12 protein-coding genes and 1 pseudogene are annotated in these 16,169 nt (G+C 70.5%); 6 read left to right on the top strand and 7 right to left on the bottom strand.

The window, feature by feature from the left end:
• Positions 1 to 7: 7 nt before the first annotated feature.
• Positions 8 to 1,213, bottom strand: a complete 1,206-nt coding sequence (locus BJF85_RS08155; RefSeq protein WP_075846443.1) for an NAD(P)/FAD-dependent oxidoreductase — start codon at positions 1,211 to 1,213, stop codon at positions 8 to 10.
• A gap of 150 nt (positions 1,214 to 1,363) precedes the next feature.
• Complete coding sequence (locus BJF85_RS08150) at positions 1,364 to 1,969, bottom strand: TetR/AcrR family transcriptional regulator (RefSeq protein ID WP_075846470.1); 606 nt, start codon at positions 1,967 to 1,969, stop codon at positions 1,364 to 1,366.
• 104 nt (positions 1,970 to 2,073) lie between these two features.
• On the opposite strand from BJF85_RS08150, the pseudogene BJF85_RS08145 reads away from it, so the two are divergent.
• From BJF85_RS08145 to BJF85_RS29840, 3 genes and pseudogenes are all read left to right on the top strand, one after another.
• Positions 2,074 to 3,121, top strand: a pseudogene (locus BJF85_RS08145) (NAD(P)-dependent alcohol dehydrogenase).
• A gap of 129 nt (positions 3,122 to 3,250) precedes the next feature.
• Positions 3,251 to 4,960 (top strand): arabinofuranosyltransferase, encoded by a 1,710-nt coding sequence (locus tag BJF85_RS08140; protein WP_075846442.1) that lies wholly within the window; start codon positions 3,251 to 3,253, stop codon positions 4,958 to 4,960.
• A gap of 109 nt (positions 4,961 to 5,069) precedes the next feature.
• On the top strand, positions 5,070 to 5,204 hold the full coding sequence (locus BJF85_RS29840; RefSeq protein WP_255375483.1) for a hypothetical protein: 135 nt from the start codon (positions 5,070 to 5,072) through the stop codon (positions 5,202 to 5,204).
• Positions 5,205 to 5,255: 51 nt separating this feature from the next.
• On the opposite strand, the gene BJF85_RS08135 is transcribed toward BJF85_RS29840, so the two are convergent.
• From BJF85_RS08135 to manD, 5 genes are all read right to left on the bottom strand, one after another.
• Positions 5,256 to 6,563, bottom strand: a complete 1,308-nt coding sequence (locus tag BJF85_RS08135; protein WP_075846441.1) for a TRAP transporter large permease — start codon at positions 6,561 to 6,563, stop codon at positions 5,256 to 5,258.
• Positions 6,563 to 7,075: a TRAP transporter small permease gene (locus BJF85_RS08130; protein WP_075846440.1), complete on the bottom strand. Its 513-nt coding sequence runs from the start codon at positions 7,073 to 7,075 to the stop codon at positions 6,563 to 6,565. The genes BJF85_RS08135 and BJF85_RS08130 overlap by 1 nt, the downstream gene beginning before the upstream one ends.
• The gene (locus BJF85_RS08125) at positions 7,062 to 8,108 is read right to left on the bottom strand and encodes a TRAP transporter substrate-binding protein (RefSeq protein ID WP_255375482.1); all 1,047 of its coding nucleotides are present in this window, start codon (positions 8,106 to 8,108) and stop codon (positions 7,062 to 7,064) included. The genes BJF85_RS08130 and BJF85_RS08125 overlap by 14 nt, the downstream gene beginning before the upstream one ends.
• 11 nt (positions 8,109 to 8,119) lie before the next feature.
• The gene (locus tag BJF85_RS08120; RefSeq protein WP_083666084.1) at positions 8,120 to 10,612 is read right to left on the bottom strand and encodes a TIM-barrel domain-containing protein; all 2,493 of its coding nucleotides are present in this window, start codon (positions 10,610 to 10,612) and stop codon (positions 8,120 to 8,122) included.
• Positions 10,613 to 10,707: 95 nt separating this feature from the next.
• The gene (manD, locus tag BJF85_RS08115) at positions 10,708 to 11,955 is read right to left on the bottom strand and encodes a D-mannonate dehydratase ManD (RefSeq protein WP_075846438.1); all 1,248 of its coding nucleotides are present in this window, start codon (positions 11,953 to 11,955) and stop codon (positions 10,708 to 10,710) included.
• 174 nt (positions 11,956 to 12,129) lie between these two features.
• On the opposite strand from manD, the gene BJF85_RS08110 reads away from it, so the two are divergent.
• The 3 genes from BJF85_RS08110 to BJF85_RS08100 are packed head-to-tail and all read left to right on the top strand — an operon-like array spanning position 12,130 to position 15,985.
• Entirely contained in the window at positions 12,130 to 13,149 is a 1,020-nt protein-coding gene (locus BJF85_RS08110; RefSeq protein WP_075846437.1) for a LacI family DNA-binding transcriptional regulator, read from the top strand.
• A gap of 35 nt (positions 13,150 to 13,184) precedes the next feature.
• Entirely contained in the window at positions 13,185 to 14,687 is a 1,503-nt protein-coding gene (uxaC, locus tag BJF85_RS08105; RefSeq protein WP_083666082.1) for a glucuronate isomerase, read from the top strand.
• Positions 14,687 to 15,985 carry a mannitol dehydrogenase family protein gene (locus tag BJF85_RS08100; RefSeq protein WP_255375481.1) on the top strand — a complete coding sequence of 433 codons (1,299 nt, stop codon included), beginning with the start codon at positions 14,687 to 14,689 and terminating at the stop codon, positions 15,983 to 15,985. The genes uxaC and BJF85_RS08100 overlap by 1 nt, the downstream gene beginning before the upstream one ends.
• Positions 15,986 to 16,169 lie beyond the last annotated feature (184 nt).

Raw genomic sequence — 16,169 nt, 5'->3', positions numbered from 1 at the left:
GATGACCTTAGGCCGACGTCGTCGCCGGCGCGGGGGTCGACGAGGCCGCGAGCCGGTGCCGGCGGCTGGGGAGTCCGAACGTCGGGTGGGTCGTCGACCAGGCCGCGCCGTCGACGACACTCGACTTGAACCGGGCCGCAGCCCGGCCGCGCAGGGACGCCGTCCGGGACTGCGCCTGCTTGTCGACGAGCTGGAACACCGCGTCCCGCCGGCCGAGACTGACGTGGCTGCCCACGTAGAACTTCGGCGTGGCCGGAATCCGGCGTCCGGTGCGGTCGCCGACGACCGTCGCGGCCAGCTGCCGGCTGCTCAGGCCCGCGGTCGCGCAGGACATGGGCAGCGTCAGGCCGTTGTCGCCGACGACGTGGGCACTGTCGCCCGCGGCGTAGACGTCCGGGTGCGACACCGAACGCAGCTGCCGGTCGACGACGATCTGCCCTTCCGGCGTCACGTCGAGGCCGCCGGCGGCGGCGATCGGGTGGACGGCGAACCCGGCCGCCCACACGGTCGCGTCGGAGGCCAGCACGGTGCCGGTGGCGGTCACGGACGAGGCGTCGACGCCGGTGACGGTGGCGTGCTCGTGGACGTCGATTCCCAGCCGGTCGAAGGCGGCCAGCACGTGGCGCCGGGCCTTCGCATCCAGCCAACCGCCCAGTTCGCCGGTGGTGGCGAGCTCGACGGTCAGTCCGGGGTGGGACTCGGCGATCTCGGTGGCGGCCTCGATCGCGGTCAGGTTCCCGCCGACGACCACGACCCGCCCGCCGTCGATCTCGTCGAGGCGGGCGCGCAGCCGGCCGGCGGCGGGCGCGGTGGCGACGTGGAAGGCGTGCTCGGCGACCCCCGGCACGGCGTGGAGGGCCGCGGTGCTGCCGAGCGTGTAGACGAGCGAGTCGTAACCGAGCTGGTCCTGGCCGTCGACGGTGACGGTGCGGTTGTCGGCGTCGATGCCCGTCACCTCCGAGATGCGCAGGTCGATGCCTGTGCCGGCGAAGATGTCGACCAGCGGCCGGCGACGGAGGTCCTGTCCGGCGGCGAACTGGTGCAGGCGCATCCGCTCGACGAAGTCGGGCGCGGCGTTGACGACGGTGATCTCGACGTCGTCACCGTGCAGCCTGCGGGCCAGATTCCCGGCGGCGTAGGTCCCGGCGTACCCGGCGCCGAGGACGACGATGCGGTGTCTCGTGCTGCGGTGGCTGGTGTCGCGGTGGCTCATGGGGCGCTCCTGTCTCGTTGGCGTACCCCTTGAACGAGACGGTCCTCGATTTCCTGACAACCCCCGTCGTGGAGCCCGGCGCGTGACGCCGAATCGACAACACGGCGACGCGAGATGCTGACACGGCGACGTGGGGTGCTGACACGGGCGTCAGACGGTTCCGGGTTGGTGGCGGTGGCCTTCGATGGTCAGTCTCGCCGCGGCGACGGACTTGCGCACCACGAGCTCGGGTGTATAGCCGTGCTTGGTGAACACGCCGTCGATCCAGAACATCCCGTAGCCGTGCGCCTGGGTGAACAACTGCTCCATGAGTTCGAGTGCGTTCTCGGGCCGGTCGGTCACGGCCAGGCAGAGCATGAGGAACTGGTCGGTCAGCCGCCGTGTCTGGTCGTGCAGCTCGGTGTAGGCCCCGCCACCCTGGAGTCCGTCGGTGTAGATGACGTTCATACCGGCGCGGCGTTCGATGACGTAGTCGGTGTAGGCGCCGGCCGCCGCGGCCAACGCCTCGGCCGGATCGGCGATCCCGTCGGCGGCCTCGGCGACCCGATCGGCGAGCTGCCGGGCGACGGCGGTCGCGACGGCGGCGAGCAGGCTCTCGCGCTCGGCGAAGTGCCGATACGGCGCACCCGGGCTGACCTGCGCACGACGGGCCACCTCGGCCACGGAGAACCCGGCGACCCCCTGCTCGGCGATGAGGTCGAGCGCGACGCGCACGAGCTCGTCGCGGAGCTCGCCGCGGTGGTACCGGTCACCCATGGCCGTGCACACATCTCTATGTCGGAATATGTAAGACCCCTCTTACGTCGTAGCGTAAGAGGGCCCTTACTTCGGGCTAGTGATCGAGTATCGCAGGAGTTCTGATGAGCACAACGACGCACGCCATCGCCGCACCCGGCCCTGGCGCACCGCTCGAGCGGACCACCATCGAGCGGCGCGACCTGCGTCCCGACGACGTCCTGATCGACATCGCCTACGCGGGCATCTGCCACAGCGACATCCACCAGGCGCGCGGCGAATGGGGCGAGGCGATCTTCCCGATGGTGCCGGGGCACGAGATCGCAGGCACGGTCGCCGCGGTCGGTTCCGCGGTCACCAAGTACCAGGTCGGCGACCGCGTCGGCGTCGGCTGCATGGTCGACTCGTGCGGCGAGTGCGAGTACTGCCAGGCGGGCACCGAGCAGTTCTGCGTCAAGGGCAACGTGCAGACCTACAACGGCGTCGGCTTCGACGGTGAGCCACCTACGGCGGCTACAGCCAGCAGGTCGTCGTCAAGGACGCTTCGTGTGCCGGATCCCGGACGGCATCGGCCTCGACGTCGCCGCGCCGCTGCTCTGCGCGGGCATCACGACGTACTCGCCGCTGCGCCAGTGGGGCGCCGGCCCGGGCAAGAAGGTCGCGGTCGTGGGCCTCGGCGGCCTCGGCCACATGGCCGTCAAGATCGCCGCCGCGATGGGCGCCGAGGTGACGGTGCTGAGCCAGAGCCTGAAGAAGCAGGAGGACGGCAAGCGGCTCGGCGCCACCGAGTACTACGCCACCGCCGACGAGTCGACCTTCAAGGTCCTGCGCGGCCGGTTCGACCTGATCCTCAACACCGTGTCGGCCCAGATCCCGGTCGACGCCTACCTCGGCCTGCTGCGGACCGGCGGCGCGATGGTGAACGTCGGCGCGCCCGGCGAGCCGCTGTCCTACAACGCCTTCTCGCTGATCGCGGGCAACAAGTCACTGGCCGGTTCGATGATCGGCGGCCTCCCGGAGACCCAGGAGATGCTGGACTTCTGCGCCGAGCACGGCATCGGGGCGGAGATCGAGACGATCTCGGCCGACGACGTCAACACCGCCTACGAGCGGGTCTCGGCCAGCGACGTGCGCTACCGCTTCGTCATCGACACCTCCACGATCAGCTCCTGATCACACCCCACGCAGCGGCCCGGCAGACGACTCGACGAGCGCCTGCCGGGCCGCTCCCATTGCGCGTGCTCACACAGCGGGTGCGCGTGGCGGCGGGCGGTTCGTGTCGGGGATTAATAAAGTGCGGGCGTGAACTCCGCCCGGCTCGACACGGACATGCGCGCGGGCGAGGACGTCGCCGACGCCCCCACGCCGCCCCGAGGACGACCCGCAGCACCGCCGACCGAGCACCCCGTCCGGCGGGCGGTGCGCCGGATCGGGCCGTCGGCGACGGCCGTCGCGTGCTATCTCGTCGCGATGACGGTGTCGTGGCTGGTGATCGATGCCGCCGACTTCGACCCGCTGTCGCTGCGCGGCTCGCTCGCACCGGTCGCGGCGGGCACGGTGGTTGCCGTCGTCGCGATCGCGCTCGCCGCCCGGTTCGTCTCCGACCACGTGGCCGGTGCGGTCGCGGGCCTGTACTCGGGCTGGATCGGCATGACGCTCTGGACGGCGTTGAACGGGACCCCGTTCGGGCACAACGAGCTGCACGACTGGGACACCATCCGCATGTCGGCGCTGGCGAACCGGCTCACCACGACGTGGGGCAGCACGGACGCCTTCCTGCCCGGTCTGCCCTCGGAGTACCCGGTTCTGTACCCGTGGCTCGTCGCGCGAGCGTCGGAGCTGTCGGAGCGTCCGACGTGGACACTCGTGGGCCACATGGAGGTCCTGTTCATCTCCGCAACGGCGCTCGTGGCCTTCCTGCTCTGGCGCCGGCTCACCACCGCACCCGTCGCGCTCGCGATGGCGGCCGTGGCGCCGATCGTGTTCACGCACGGGCACAAGAGCTACGAGATCCTCACCCTCGCGGTGCTCGTGCCGTGGGCGCTGGCGACGTTCGCGGGCCTGTCCCGCCGCGAGGGCGGTCTCCACTGGCTGCCCGCGGGCATCATCGGGGGCCTGTTCGTCTGCACCTACACCGGCTACCTCATGTTCGGCGCCATCGGCGGACTGGCGATCATCGCCGCGCGACTGCTGCGGCCGAACCGAGGACCGTACCTGCTGCATCTGCTGGGTGTGCTGGTCACGTCGGTCGTCGTGTCGTCCTGGTATCTCCTCCCGTTGTTGTGGGCGTGGCTGACGCAACCCCGCGAGGTCGTCGCCGACACGTACCCGAACATCGCCATCCCGGACGACCCGGTGCCGTTGCCGTTCCTTGAGCCCACGCCGATCGGCGCGCTGGCGCTCGCGGGGCTGATCGGACTGTTCGGGTACCGCACGCGGCAGTGGTGGGCCCAGCCGATGCTGCTGCTGGTCGGCGGCATCTACCTGTACTGGGCGATCTACATGCTGTCCCTCGTCGGCAGCGGGCACAGCGGATTCCTCGTGAAGACCCCGCGCATGATCACGATGGTGCTGGTGACGGCGGGGATCCTCACCGTGGCACACGCCGGGGCAGCGCTGCTGCGCCGGTTCGAGCTCGCCCCGCCGCGCGGTGTCGCCGTCGCCGCCCTGGCCGTCCTGCTCGTCTCGTCGGGACTGGTCGCCTGGAACACGTGGATGCCGGGCGATCCCAAGGGTTTCGCCGACGCGCTGCCGGAGGTGTCCGAGGACGCGGTCGAACCGAACGCGGCGCTGCGGGCCCACATGGAACCCGGGCCGACGGGGAGCCGTCCGAGTACATCCCACCGGAGATGGCGGCGCCAGAGATGCCGGCGAACCGGATCGCGTCCGAGGTCGAACAGCGGCTCGGGCCCGGCGCGATGCCGCTGTCGTTGTCGACGGACATGCGGCTGTACGTCTACGAACGGTGGTGGGCCTACCTGCAACGCGGGCACTACTCGGCCAACAGCCTGATGCGGTACGACCAGCGTTCGGACGAACTGGCGAGACTGGCCGAGATCGACGATCCGGAGCGGTTCGCGGAGCCTCCGCGAACACCCGGTTCGGCGGCATCGACGTGTTCGTGCTCAGGAAGACCGGCACGGGGTGGTACTTCGACGACCGCGTCGAGTTCAACCCGGACTCGTTCCGCGGTCCGGCGTTCGACCTCGTCGACGATCTGCCGTCGGGCCTGGTCCTGGCCGTGCGGACGGGGTGAGCGCGGGTGCGCACCGCCAGTTCCTGAGCGGGCGGTGCGCACCCGGCGGGGTCACTCGTCGAGCAGGCCCATCATCTCCGGCAGCGCGAGGGACAGCTCGGGGATGAACGTGACGGCCAGCAACAGCAGCACCAGCCCGGCGAAGTACGGCAGCAGCTTCGGCACGACCTTCTCGATCGACACCCCGCTCACCCCGCTGCCGACGAACAGCACCGACCCGACCGGCGGCGTCATCGTGCCGATGCACATCGCGAGGATCAGCACCATTCCGAAGTGGACCGGATCCATGCCGAGCTCCTCGGCGAGCGGAAGCAGGATCGGCGTGAAGATGAGGATCGCGGGCGTGATGTCCATGAACGTGCCCACGACCAGCAGCACCACGAGCATCAGCAGCAGGACGAGGACCCTCGAGTCGGCCACCGACAGCAACGCGTCGGTGATCGCACCGGGAATCCCGGTGTAGGCCATCACCCACGACATGCCCGCGGACGCGGCGATGAGGAACATGACGACACCGGTCGCGACGACCGTGCGCGTGACAACGTCCTTGAACGCCGACCACGACATGCTCCGGTAGACCAGCGACAGCACCAACGTGTACAGCACGGCGATGCCGGCGCCCTCGGTCGCCGTGAACACGCCGAACACGATGCCGCCCACCACGACGACGATCAGCAGCAGGCCGGGCAACGCCCGGAGGAAGACGCGGGCCGCCTCGGCCGCACCGACGCGGCCCAGCTTCGGATACCCCTGCCGCCGCGTGAACACGTACGCGATCGCCATGATCACGATGCCCATGAGGATGCCGGGAACGTAGCCGGCCATGAACAACGCCGACACGGACACGCCGCCGGCCACGGTCGAGTAGACGATGGCGGCCGTCGTCGGCGGGATGAGCAATCCGCTCGGCGCGGACGCGATGTTCACCGCCGCACCGAAAGCCGGGTCGTAGCCGGCTTTCTTCTGGCGGTCGTGCAACGTACTGCCGACGGCGGCGGCCGACGCGACGGCCGAACCGGACAGCGAACCGAACAGCGTGTTGGCCACGACGTTGGTGTGGGCCAGTGCGCCCGGCACGCGTCCCACCGCGACGAGGGCGAGGTCGACGAGCCGGCGGGCGATGCCGCCGGTGTTCATGATGGTGCCCGCGAAGATGAACAGGGGCACCGCCAGCAGCGGGAAGCTCTCGATCCCGACGTTCATCTGCTGTCCGACGACGTAGGTGGCATCGTCGGCCGGCAGGAACATCAGCGCGGTCACCATCGCGGCGACCCCGAGCGACACCGAGATCGGCACGCCGGCGAACAGCAGCAGGAAGAAGGCGCCGAACAGGATGGCGGCGGCGGTCAGGGCGCCCATCAGTCTGTCCTCTCCGTCTCGGCGGGGACCTCACCGGTGAGGTCCTCCCAGATGTTGAGCACCTGCGCGAACACGATCGCGGCGCCGGCGATCGGGCCGATCGTGTAGACCAGGCCGCGGGAGACGCCCAGCAGCGCCGAGTAGTTGGTGGCCGCGCTGAGCGCCAGCATCGTCCCGCCGACGATCAGCACCACGACGGCGAAGGCGAGCACGAGCACGTCCGTGCCGATGATCAGCACGCGCCGCGCCTGCGCAGGAAGCCGGTCGCGCGCGAACAGCAGCGCCATGTGCTTGCGGTGCACGAAGGCGTAGGCGGCACTGATCATGGACGTCCAGATCAGCGCGTACCGGACGAGTTCCTCGGTGAAGGCCGCCGGTTCGCCCAGCACGTACCGGGTGAACACCTGGTACAGCACGAGCGCGGTCATCACGACGAGGAGCCCGCCGGCGAACCCGGCCAGCACGCGGCCGAGCACCTGCCGCACCCGATTCAGACGATCATGCGTGGTCATATCGCTCCTCAGCTCCTGCCCGACTCGATGACGGACAGGAGTTCCGCGACCTCGGGGTACTCCTCGGCGTACCGGTCGACAACCGGCTCGGTGGCCCTGCGGAAGGCGTCGGTGTCGACGTCGTCGACGAACTCGACACCCATCTCCTCGCGTCGGCGATCGACTGCTCGATCGTCTCGGCCCACGCCTCCTTCTGTTTCTCGGTGGAGTCGCGGGCCGCATCGGACAGCAGCTGCGCGTCGGCCGGGTCGAGCCGCTCCCACGTCTCGGTGCTGATCACGAGCACGTCGGGAATCCAGGTGTGCTCGGTCATCGAGAACACTTTGGACACCTCGCCGTGTGCGCTGTCGGTCAGCACGGTCTCGTTGCTCTCCGCGCCGTCGATCAAGCCGGTCTGCAACGAGGTGTAGGTGTCGCCGAAGGCCATCACCACCGGCGCGGCGCCGAGATCACCGACGAAGTCGGTCTGCGAGCGCATGTCCTGCACCCGCAGTTTCAGCCCGCGCAGATCCGCCGGCTCCCGTACCGGCGTGTTGCGGGTGTAGAACGACCGGGCGCCCGAGCTGTAGTACGTGAGGCCGACGAATCCGTCGTCTGCCGTCGACCGGAAGTACTCGGCCATCTCCGGCGAGTCCATCACGTCGTGGAACTCGCGCTCGTCCTCGAAGATGTAGGGCAGGCCGAAGGTGTGATAGCCGGGGTCGTAGGTCGCCAGTCCGGGTGCGCTGACCCTCGTCATGTCGACGATGCCCTGGTTGAGCTGGCCGAGCACGTTGGGTTCGTCGCCCAGCTGGCCGTTGCCGTAGATCTTCACCTCGATGCGGCCGTCGCTGCGCTCCTGCACGTCCTCGGCGAACTCGGCCAGTGCCTGCGAGGTCACGTGGTCGTCGCCGAGGTTGTTCGCCAGGGTCAGCACGAGAGGGTTCTCCGGTGTCGCCTCGGCGCTCGTCCGGGCACCCGAGGCAGGCGCGCACGCCCCGAGTGCCGCGACGAGGATCACGGCGACAGTGCCGCTGATCAGTCGGTTCCTCATGCCTGCCTTCCTCACATGCCGATCATGTCGACCGGCTCGAACGAGATGTCGACGGTGCGGTCACCGCCGTGGTCCGGGGTCTTGATCAACACCGAGCCGAGGTCGATGTCGTAGTGCCAGCCCTCGCCGGCGGCGTCGAACCGGCCGCGGTGCAGCTGCTGCGGCACCTCCTCGCCGTCGACGAGCACCCGGTGCGGGCATCGACCGGGGCGCACGACGTCGAACAGCAGGCGCTCGACGGGGCTGCGGTACTCGCCGCGGCGGGTCAACCGCAGCCGGACGTGCGTGCCCGCGGTCATGCGGATCTCCGTCTCGCGGAACTCGCCGCGTTCGTGGGCGCGCGTCAGGCCGTCGTCCTCGTAGAGGGTGAACCGGCCGTCGTGGTCGGGAACGCAGATCAGCCGCAGGTCCGTCACCTCGTCGCGGGTGAGGCTCGTCAGCGGGTTCTCCGCCACCGGCACGATTCCGCCGCCGCGCAGGAACAGCGGGATCGAACCGAGGTCGACCGGCAGTTCGGCGACCTGCCCGCCCTCGCAGCGCCGGCGCGTCCAGGCGTCGTAGAACACCTCGCCCGCGGGCAGCCGCACGGTGCGCGTGCGTGCGCCGGGTTCGAGCACGTTCGCCACGAGCAGCGAGTCGCCGAGCATGAACTCCTCGGACACCTCGTCCACGCCCTGGTCGTCCTGGAACGCGCTGATCAGCGGCTCCATGATCGGCCATCCGGTTTCCGCGGCCCGCGCCGTCAGCGAGTACAGGTACGGGAAGAGCCGGTACCGCAGCCGGATCGCATCGCGGACGTGGTGGGTGTACGCGGGATACATCCACGGTTCGGTGACCGTGTTGTCGGCGTTGACCGAGTGGATCGAGAAGCGCGGCTGGAACACGCCGTGCTGCACCCAGCGCACCAGCAGTTCCGGTTCGGGCGCGGGGCCGTGGAACCCGCCGATGTCGCAGCCGTGGTGCGGGAAACCCGACAGCCCCATGCCGAGGATCGTGGCGACGTTGTGCCGCAACGACTCCCACGACGTCGAGTTGTCGCCCGCCCAGCTCTGGGCGTAGCGCTGAATGCCGGCGTGGCCGGAGCGGCACACGATGTAGGGCCGGGCATCCGGCGCCGTGTCGGTAACGGCGTCGCGCGCGACCCGGCACATCAGGTTCGACATGACGTTGCGCAGCCTGCCGACCGTCGCGCCCGCGCCCTCGAAGTCGACGCGCGAATCGGTGTCGATGATGCCGTCGTACTCGCAGTTGTCGTTCCAGACCGACGTCGTGCCCTTGCTCAGCACCGACTCGGTCAGCCACCGCCGCCACGCCTCGCGCGCGGCCGGCTTGGTGAAGTCCACGAACCGGCCGGGGCCGCCCCACCACGCCCCGGTCGCGGGCCCTTCGCCCGACACAGCGACCGCGTCCTCGCTGCGGGTCACGAACACGTCGGCCTCGGTGAACTCGGCCAGCCGCGGATGGACGTCGAGCACACCCGGTTTGACGTTCGGCGACACCGTGATGCCGCGTTCGGACATCGCCGAGAAGAAGCCCTCCGGGTCGGAGAACCTGCGCTCGTTCCACGTGAAGACGCAGCGCTTCGCGCCGGCCTCGGTGTCCTGTGTGGTGTAACCGGACGAGAGCTGGAACCCGTCGACCGGGATCCCTTCCTCCCCGGCGATGTCGACGAACTCGGTGATCGCACTGTCGCTGTCGGCGTCCAATTCGGAGTAGTACATCGACGAGGCGAGGTAGCCGAGCGCGTACTTCGGCAACAACGGCGGACGTCCGGTGAGCACCGTGTAGCGCCGCAGTACCTCGCGGATGCCGGGACCGGCGATCAGGAACAGGTCGACGTCGCCGCCGTCGGTGCGGTACCGGCTGTGCGGCGGCCAGTAGTTGCTCCGCTCCCGCCCCAGATCGAAATCGCAGTCGTAGGTGTTGTGGTAGAAGTACCCGACCGCTTTCCGGTTCCGCCGATTCAGCTTCAGGTAGAACGGAATGTGCTTGTACAGCGGATCCGTTTCCCGCGGGTCGTAGCCGAGCGCGTCCTTCGGGCTCATCGTGATGAGTTTCTGCGCCTTGTTCAGCGGTCCCGTGGTCTCGCCGAATCCGTAGAACGCGTCGTCGCGGGAGATCTCGCTGGTGTGAATGCGCCGGCCGTTCGCGTCCTGCCGGTAGCCGAGACCGACGACGTCGGTGTGCAGGACGGTCCCCTCGTCGTCGAGCACCCGGATGCGGAACGGCTCCCTGTCGATCTCCACGCGGAAGTCCCCGCCGGTCACCGAGACGACGTCGTCCTGCTCGTCGAGCTCGCACGGCGCGGGCGCCACCCGGGTGCGTTCGTCACCGAGCACGTCGTCGAGCCGGTCCGGCCAGGCCGTGGTGGCGAGCGTGTACGACTCCTCGGCGAAGTCGCCGTCGAAACCCGCGCGGATACGCAGAATGCCGTCGGCGAGGACGGTCAGCCGGATCTCGACACCGTCGGTGTGGACCCGGACCGTCTCTCCGGTCCGTTCCACTCGTTCGACTCGGGATGTGACGCGCACGGGGGACTTCTCTCGATCGCGAATTGCTTTACCGGCCGGGCCTGACCACCTCGGGCACCGACGTGTCCTCACCAATCATGAACGGTTCCGTCCAGCAGCCGGTTCACCGGCAGATAGGCCCGTTCGTAGGGATACTGCGCCGCGAGCTTTTCGTCGACACGGACGCCGAGACCGGGTTCCTCGCTCGGCCGCAGTCCGCCGTGGGCGAACTCGTACGTCGGGCCGAAGACCTCCCGCGTCTGCTCGCTGTGGACCATGTACTCCTGGATGCCGAAGTTGTGCAGCGCCAGGCCGAGGTGCACCGCCGCGGCGAGACCGACGGGCGAGACGTCCGTCGGACCGTGCATGCCCGACTTGATCTGGTACATCGCGGCGTAGTCCATAATCCGCCGCACGCTGCTGATCCCGCCTGCGTGCGTGATCGGCGAGCGGACGTAGTCGATGAGCTGTTCGCGGATCAGGTGCTGGTAGTCCCACACGGAGTTGAACACCTCGCCGATCGCCAGCGGCGTCGTCGTGTGGTGGCGCACCCACCGCAGCGCCTCCTGGTTCTCGGCCGGGGTGACGTCCTCGAGCCAGAACAGGTCGTAGGGCTCCAGCGACTTGCCGAGCTTGGCCGCCTGGATCGGCGTCAGGCGGTGGTGGGCGTCGTGCAGCAGCGCGATGTCCTCGCCGAACTCGCCGCGCACGGCCTCGAACACCGAAGGCACGTGCCGCAGGTAGGCGCGGGTGTCCCAGCTCTCCTCGGCGGGCACCGCCGAGCGGCGGGCGGGCTCGTAGTCGTAGCGGGCGTCGCTGCCGCCACCGCCGACCGACGCGGCCGCGCTGGAGGCCACGCCGTACACCGAGTCCAGCCCCGGCACGCCGGTCTGGATGCGGATCGCGCGGAAGCCCTCGTCGAGGTGCCGGCGCACCGAGTCGAGCAGTTCGGGGATGTCCTTGCCGCTCGCGTGGCCGTAGACCAGGCACCGTTCGCGGCTGGCCCCACCGAGCAGCTGATACAGCGGCAGGCCCGCGACCTTGGCCTTGATGTCCCACAGTGCGGTGTCGACGGCCGCGATGGCCGCCATCGTCACCGGGCCGCGCCGCCAGTAGGCGCCGCGGTACAGGTATTGCCAGGTGTCCTCGATGGCGTGGGCGTCGCGACCGGTCAGCAACGGCACCACGTGGTCGGTGAGGTAGCTGGCGACGGCCAGCTCCCGCCCGTTCAGCGTGCCGTCGCCGTAGCCCACCACCCCGTCGTCGGTGGTGATCCGCAGCGTGACGAAGTTGCGCCCGGGGCTGGTGACGATCACGTCGGCGCGCTCGATGAGCACTGGTCCTCCTTGACTCCGAACGACGAGCAGCCGCCGACGCGCCTGCCGGAAGAGCCGTGCGAGCGCCGGGGCCTCGTGGTCGGTTCAACGTAAGAGCCGCCCCGTAGACTGACAATCAGTTGCCATTTGTTGCCATCGGGCGGACACGACCGCCGATACCGGGGAGGAAACCGCGTGGACGAGGCGAGGCCGACGATCTACGACGTGGCCCGCCGCTGCGGCGTGGCCGCGTCCACAGTGTCGCGCACGTTCTCGCACCCGAGCCGCGTCAATCCCGCCACCAGGGAGAAGGTCCGCGCGGCCGCCGACGAGGTCGGCTACGTCCCCCGTCCGCTCGCCCGCGCGGAGGCCCCGGGACGCACGCGGACGCTGACCCTGGTCGTCACCGACATCGCCAACCCGTACTACGCACCGCTGATCAAGGCGGCCCAGGCCCAGGCGCTGACGAGCGACTACACCCTCGCGCTCACCGACAGCGACGAGTCGCCGCGCGTCGAGGTCAGCAACCTCCGGCAACTGCTGGCCACCACGAGCGGAGCCATCCTGGCGACGTCCCGGCTGTCCGACGACGTCATCCGCCAGCTGGCCCAGCACCGTCCGCTGGCCATCGTCAACCGGGAGATCGAGGGGATTCCCAGCCTGGTCGTCGACACCGCGGGCGGCATGCGCAAGGCCGTCCGCCATCTGGCGGCCCTCGGCCATCGCCGCATCGCGTACCTGTCCGGTCCGCGCAACTCGTGGATCAACGGTGCCCGCTGGCAGGCGGTCCGCGAGGAGTCCGCGACGCTCGGGCTCGACGCCACCTTCCTGGGCCCCTACACACCCAATCGGCAGGGCGGCCACGAAGCCGCCGACGCACTGATGTTGCAGCGCGCCACCGCGGCCGTCGCCTACAACGACCTGGTCGCGATCGGCACACTGCAACGGTTGCAGTCCGCGGGCGTCCGCGTGCCCGACGACTTCAGCCTCATCGGTTGCGACGACATCTTCGGCGCCGACCTGACCGTGCCCGCGCTGACCACGATCGCGGGGCCGACCGAACGCCTCGGCCGGTCCGCCGTGGACGCCCTCCACGCGCAGATCGCGCACCGCACGGCAGGCGATTCGGCGGTGTTCGACGCACACCTCGTCACCCGCGGGTCCACGGCACCGGCGCCCGCTGCGCGTGCCGTCATGACAACTGACGGCAACTAGTTGCACCCGGCGCCGGTGGCAGCGAGGCTGCCCGCATGGACCGCGGCACGACAGACCATCCCGGCACGCCCGCTCCGCAACGCCCGTCCCGCGCCGCCCGCGACATCCCGGGCCAGGGCGGCCGGGTACCGCTGGCTCCGCACCCCGACCGGCTGCTGCCGCCCGAGCCGTCGCAGCGCGACATCGCGCGCCGGCTCTACGAGAGCGTCCGCGATCTCCCGGTGATCAGCCCGCACGGCCACGTCGAGGCGCAGCTGATCGCCGACGACGAGGCGTTCACCGACCCGGCCTCGCTGCTGGTCACGCCCGACCACTACGTGACGCGCCTGCTGCACGCCAACGGCGTGCCCATGAACGAGCTCGGCCTGCGCGACGGGGACACCGGTGCGGCTCCGGCGGAGCCGCGTGCCGTGTGGCGCGCCTTCTGCGAGCACTGGCACCTGTTCCTGGGAACGGCGTCGCGGCAGTGGATCGAGGCCGAGTTGCACGACGTGCTGGGCGTGACGGTGCAGCCGTCGGCCGAGACCGCCGACGAGCTCTTCGACGAGCTCTCCGAACGGCTGCGCAGGCCCGAGTTCCGGCCGCGCGCGCTGTACGAGGCGTTCGGCATCGAGGTGCTGGCGACCACCGACGACCCCGCCGACGACCTCGCGCACCACCGCGCCCTCGCCGACGACCCGTCGTGGTCGGGCCGCGTGGTGCCCACGTTCCGCCCCGACCGCTACCTCGACGCCACCAAACCCGGCTGGCCGTCGGCGCTGGACGCGCTCGCCGAGGCGAGCGGCATCGACACCGGCGACTACGCCGGGCTCGTGTGCGCGCTGGAGAACCGCAGGGAGTACTTCCGCACGCACGGCGCCACCGCCACCGACCACAGTGCACCCGACGCGGGCACGCTGTACCTCGACGCCGGGGAGGCACAGCGGCTGTTCGAGCGGGTCCGGTCCGGGGCCGCCGGCCCCGAGGACGCGCGCGCGTTGTCGCGGCAACTGCTCGGCGAGATGGCGCGCATGTCCGGTGAGGACGGCATGGTCATGGCGCTGCACACGGGTGTCCGGCGAGGCCACCACCCGGAGACGTTCCGCCGCTTCGGTCCCGACACCGGACACGACATCCCGTTGCAGGCCGAGTTCACCACGACGCTGCAGCCGATGCTGGAGCGCTTCGGCACGAACCCGCGGTTCCAGACGGTCATCTTCACGCTCGACGAGACCGTGTTCTCGCGGGAACTCGCTCCCCTGGCCGGTTTCTACCCGTCGGTGTATCTCGGCGCACCGTGGTGGTTCCTCGACGCGCCGCGTGCGATGCAGCGGTTCCGGGACGCGGTCACCGAGACGGCCGGCTTCTACCGCAACGCCGGCTTCATCGACGACACGCGCGGGTTCTGCTCCATCCCGGCCCGCCACGACACGGCACGCCGGGTGGACGCCGCGCACCTGGCGAGCCTCGTGGCCGAGCACGTCGTCAGCGAGGACGACGCGGCGACGGTGATCCGCGACCTGCACGACCGTCAGCCGCGCACGGCGTTCCGTCTCTGATGCCGGACAACGCCGTGCCCCGGCTCACCCGCACCGCCGCATCGATGCGGCCGCCCGCCCCGGTGCGCGCCGTCCACCTCGGACTCGGCGCGTTCCACCGTGCCCACCAGGCCGTGTACACGATGGCCGATCCGGACTGGGGAATCGCGGCCTACACGTTCCGCAACACCGCGTTGCCGCGCACGCTCACCGAGCAGGACGGGCTGTACACCCTCCAGGTGCGCGGGGACGGCGAGCCCCGCGCCGAGATCGTCGACGCGATCAGCAGGGCACACCCCGGCGGGGACACCGACCGGTGGCTGGCCGACCTCGCCTCGCCGGACGTCGCGTTGCTGACGCTGACGATCACCGAGCCCGGCTACCGCACGGGCGGGCCCGGCAGTGCGATCGACCGCGTCGTCGCCGGACTGCGCGGACGCCACCGGGCGGGCGGGGCTCCGATCGCCCTGGTGCCGTGCGACAACCTGCCCGACAACGGCGGCGTCCTGCGGGACGCACTGACCGCGGCGACGACGGAGGACGACACCGCGTTCCGCGCGTGGCTCGAGGAGCACGTGTCGTTCGTCGACACCGTCGTCGACCGCATCACCCCGGCCGCGACCGACGAGGACGCCGCGACGGCCGCGCGGCTCACCGGTTTCGCCGATGACGCCCCGGTGGTGACCGAGCCGTTCAGCGAATGGCTGCTGTCGGGGCAGTTCCCACTCGGGAGGCCGGCGTGGGAGAACGCGGGGGCGCGCTTCGTCGACGACCTCGCCGCCTACGAACAGCGCAAGCTGTGGTTCCTCAACGGCGCCCACACGCTGCTCGCCCACACCGGCCCCGCGCTGGGCTGCACCACGGTCGACGAGGCGATACAGCATCCGACGCTGATGGCGTTGACGGAGTCGTGGTGGGACACCGCGGCCCGGCACGCCGCGCTGCCCGAGGACGACCTCCGCGACTACCGGCAGCGCCTCCTGCAGCGGTTCGCGTCCCGCGGCATCCGGCACCACCTGCTGCACATCGCCGTCAACGGATCGCAGAAGATCCCGGCGCGGATCCTGCCGGTGCTGCGCGCCGAACGGTCCGCGGGGCGCGTGCCGGAGCCGGCGGTCGCGGCGCTGGCAGGGTGGTTGATCCACCTGCGGGACCGGGAGGTCACCGACCCGCGCGCCGACGAACTCACCGCACTGGCCCGTTCCGGCGACGGCGCCCGCCGGGTGCTGGCCGCCGTGGACAGCGACCTGGCCGACGACACCACGTTGGTCTCCGCCGTCGACGACTACGTCGACCACCTCCGCGCGGCCGGCGGCTGAGCCCGAACGCCAACACAGCGACGCAGGCTGCCAACACGGCGACGTGGGTTGCTGACACGGCGACGTCGGGTGCCGACACGATGAGGAGCGAAGCGACGAAGCCGCAGCGGCTGGTTCCCGCCCGAGGTGCCCGGGCCGGTAGGGTGCGGAGCACGCCCCGTGGGGTCCGCGGGCTCGGCCCCCG

It is taken from the genome of Saccharomonospora sp. CUA-673 (assembly GCF_001942305.1).
Taxonomy (GTDB): Bacteria; Actinomycetota; Actinomycetes; order Mycobacteriales; family Pseudonocardiaceae; genus Prauserella.
This window is presented reverse-complemented; position numbering and strand designations above follow the sequence as displayed.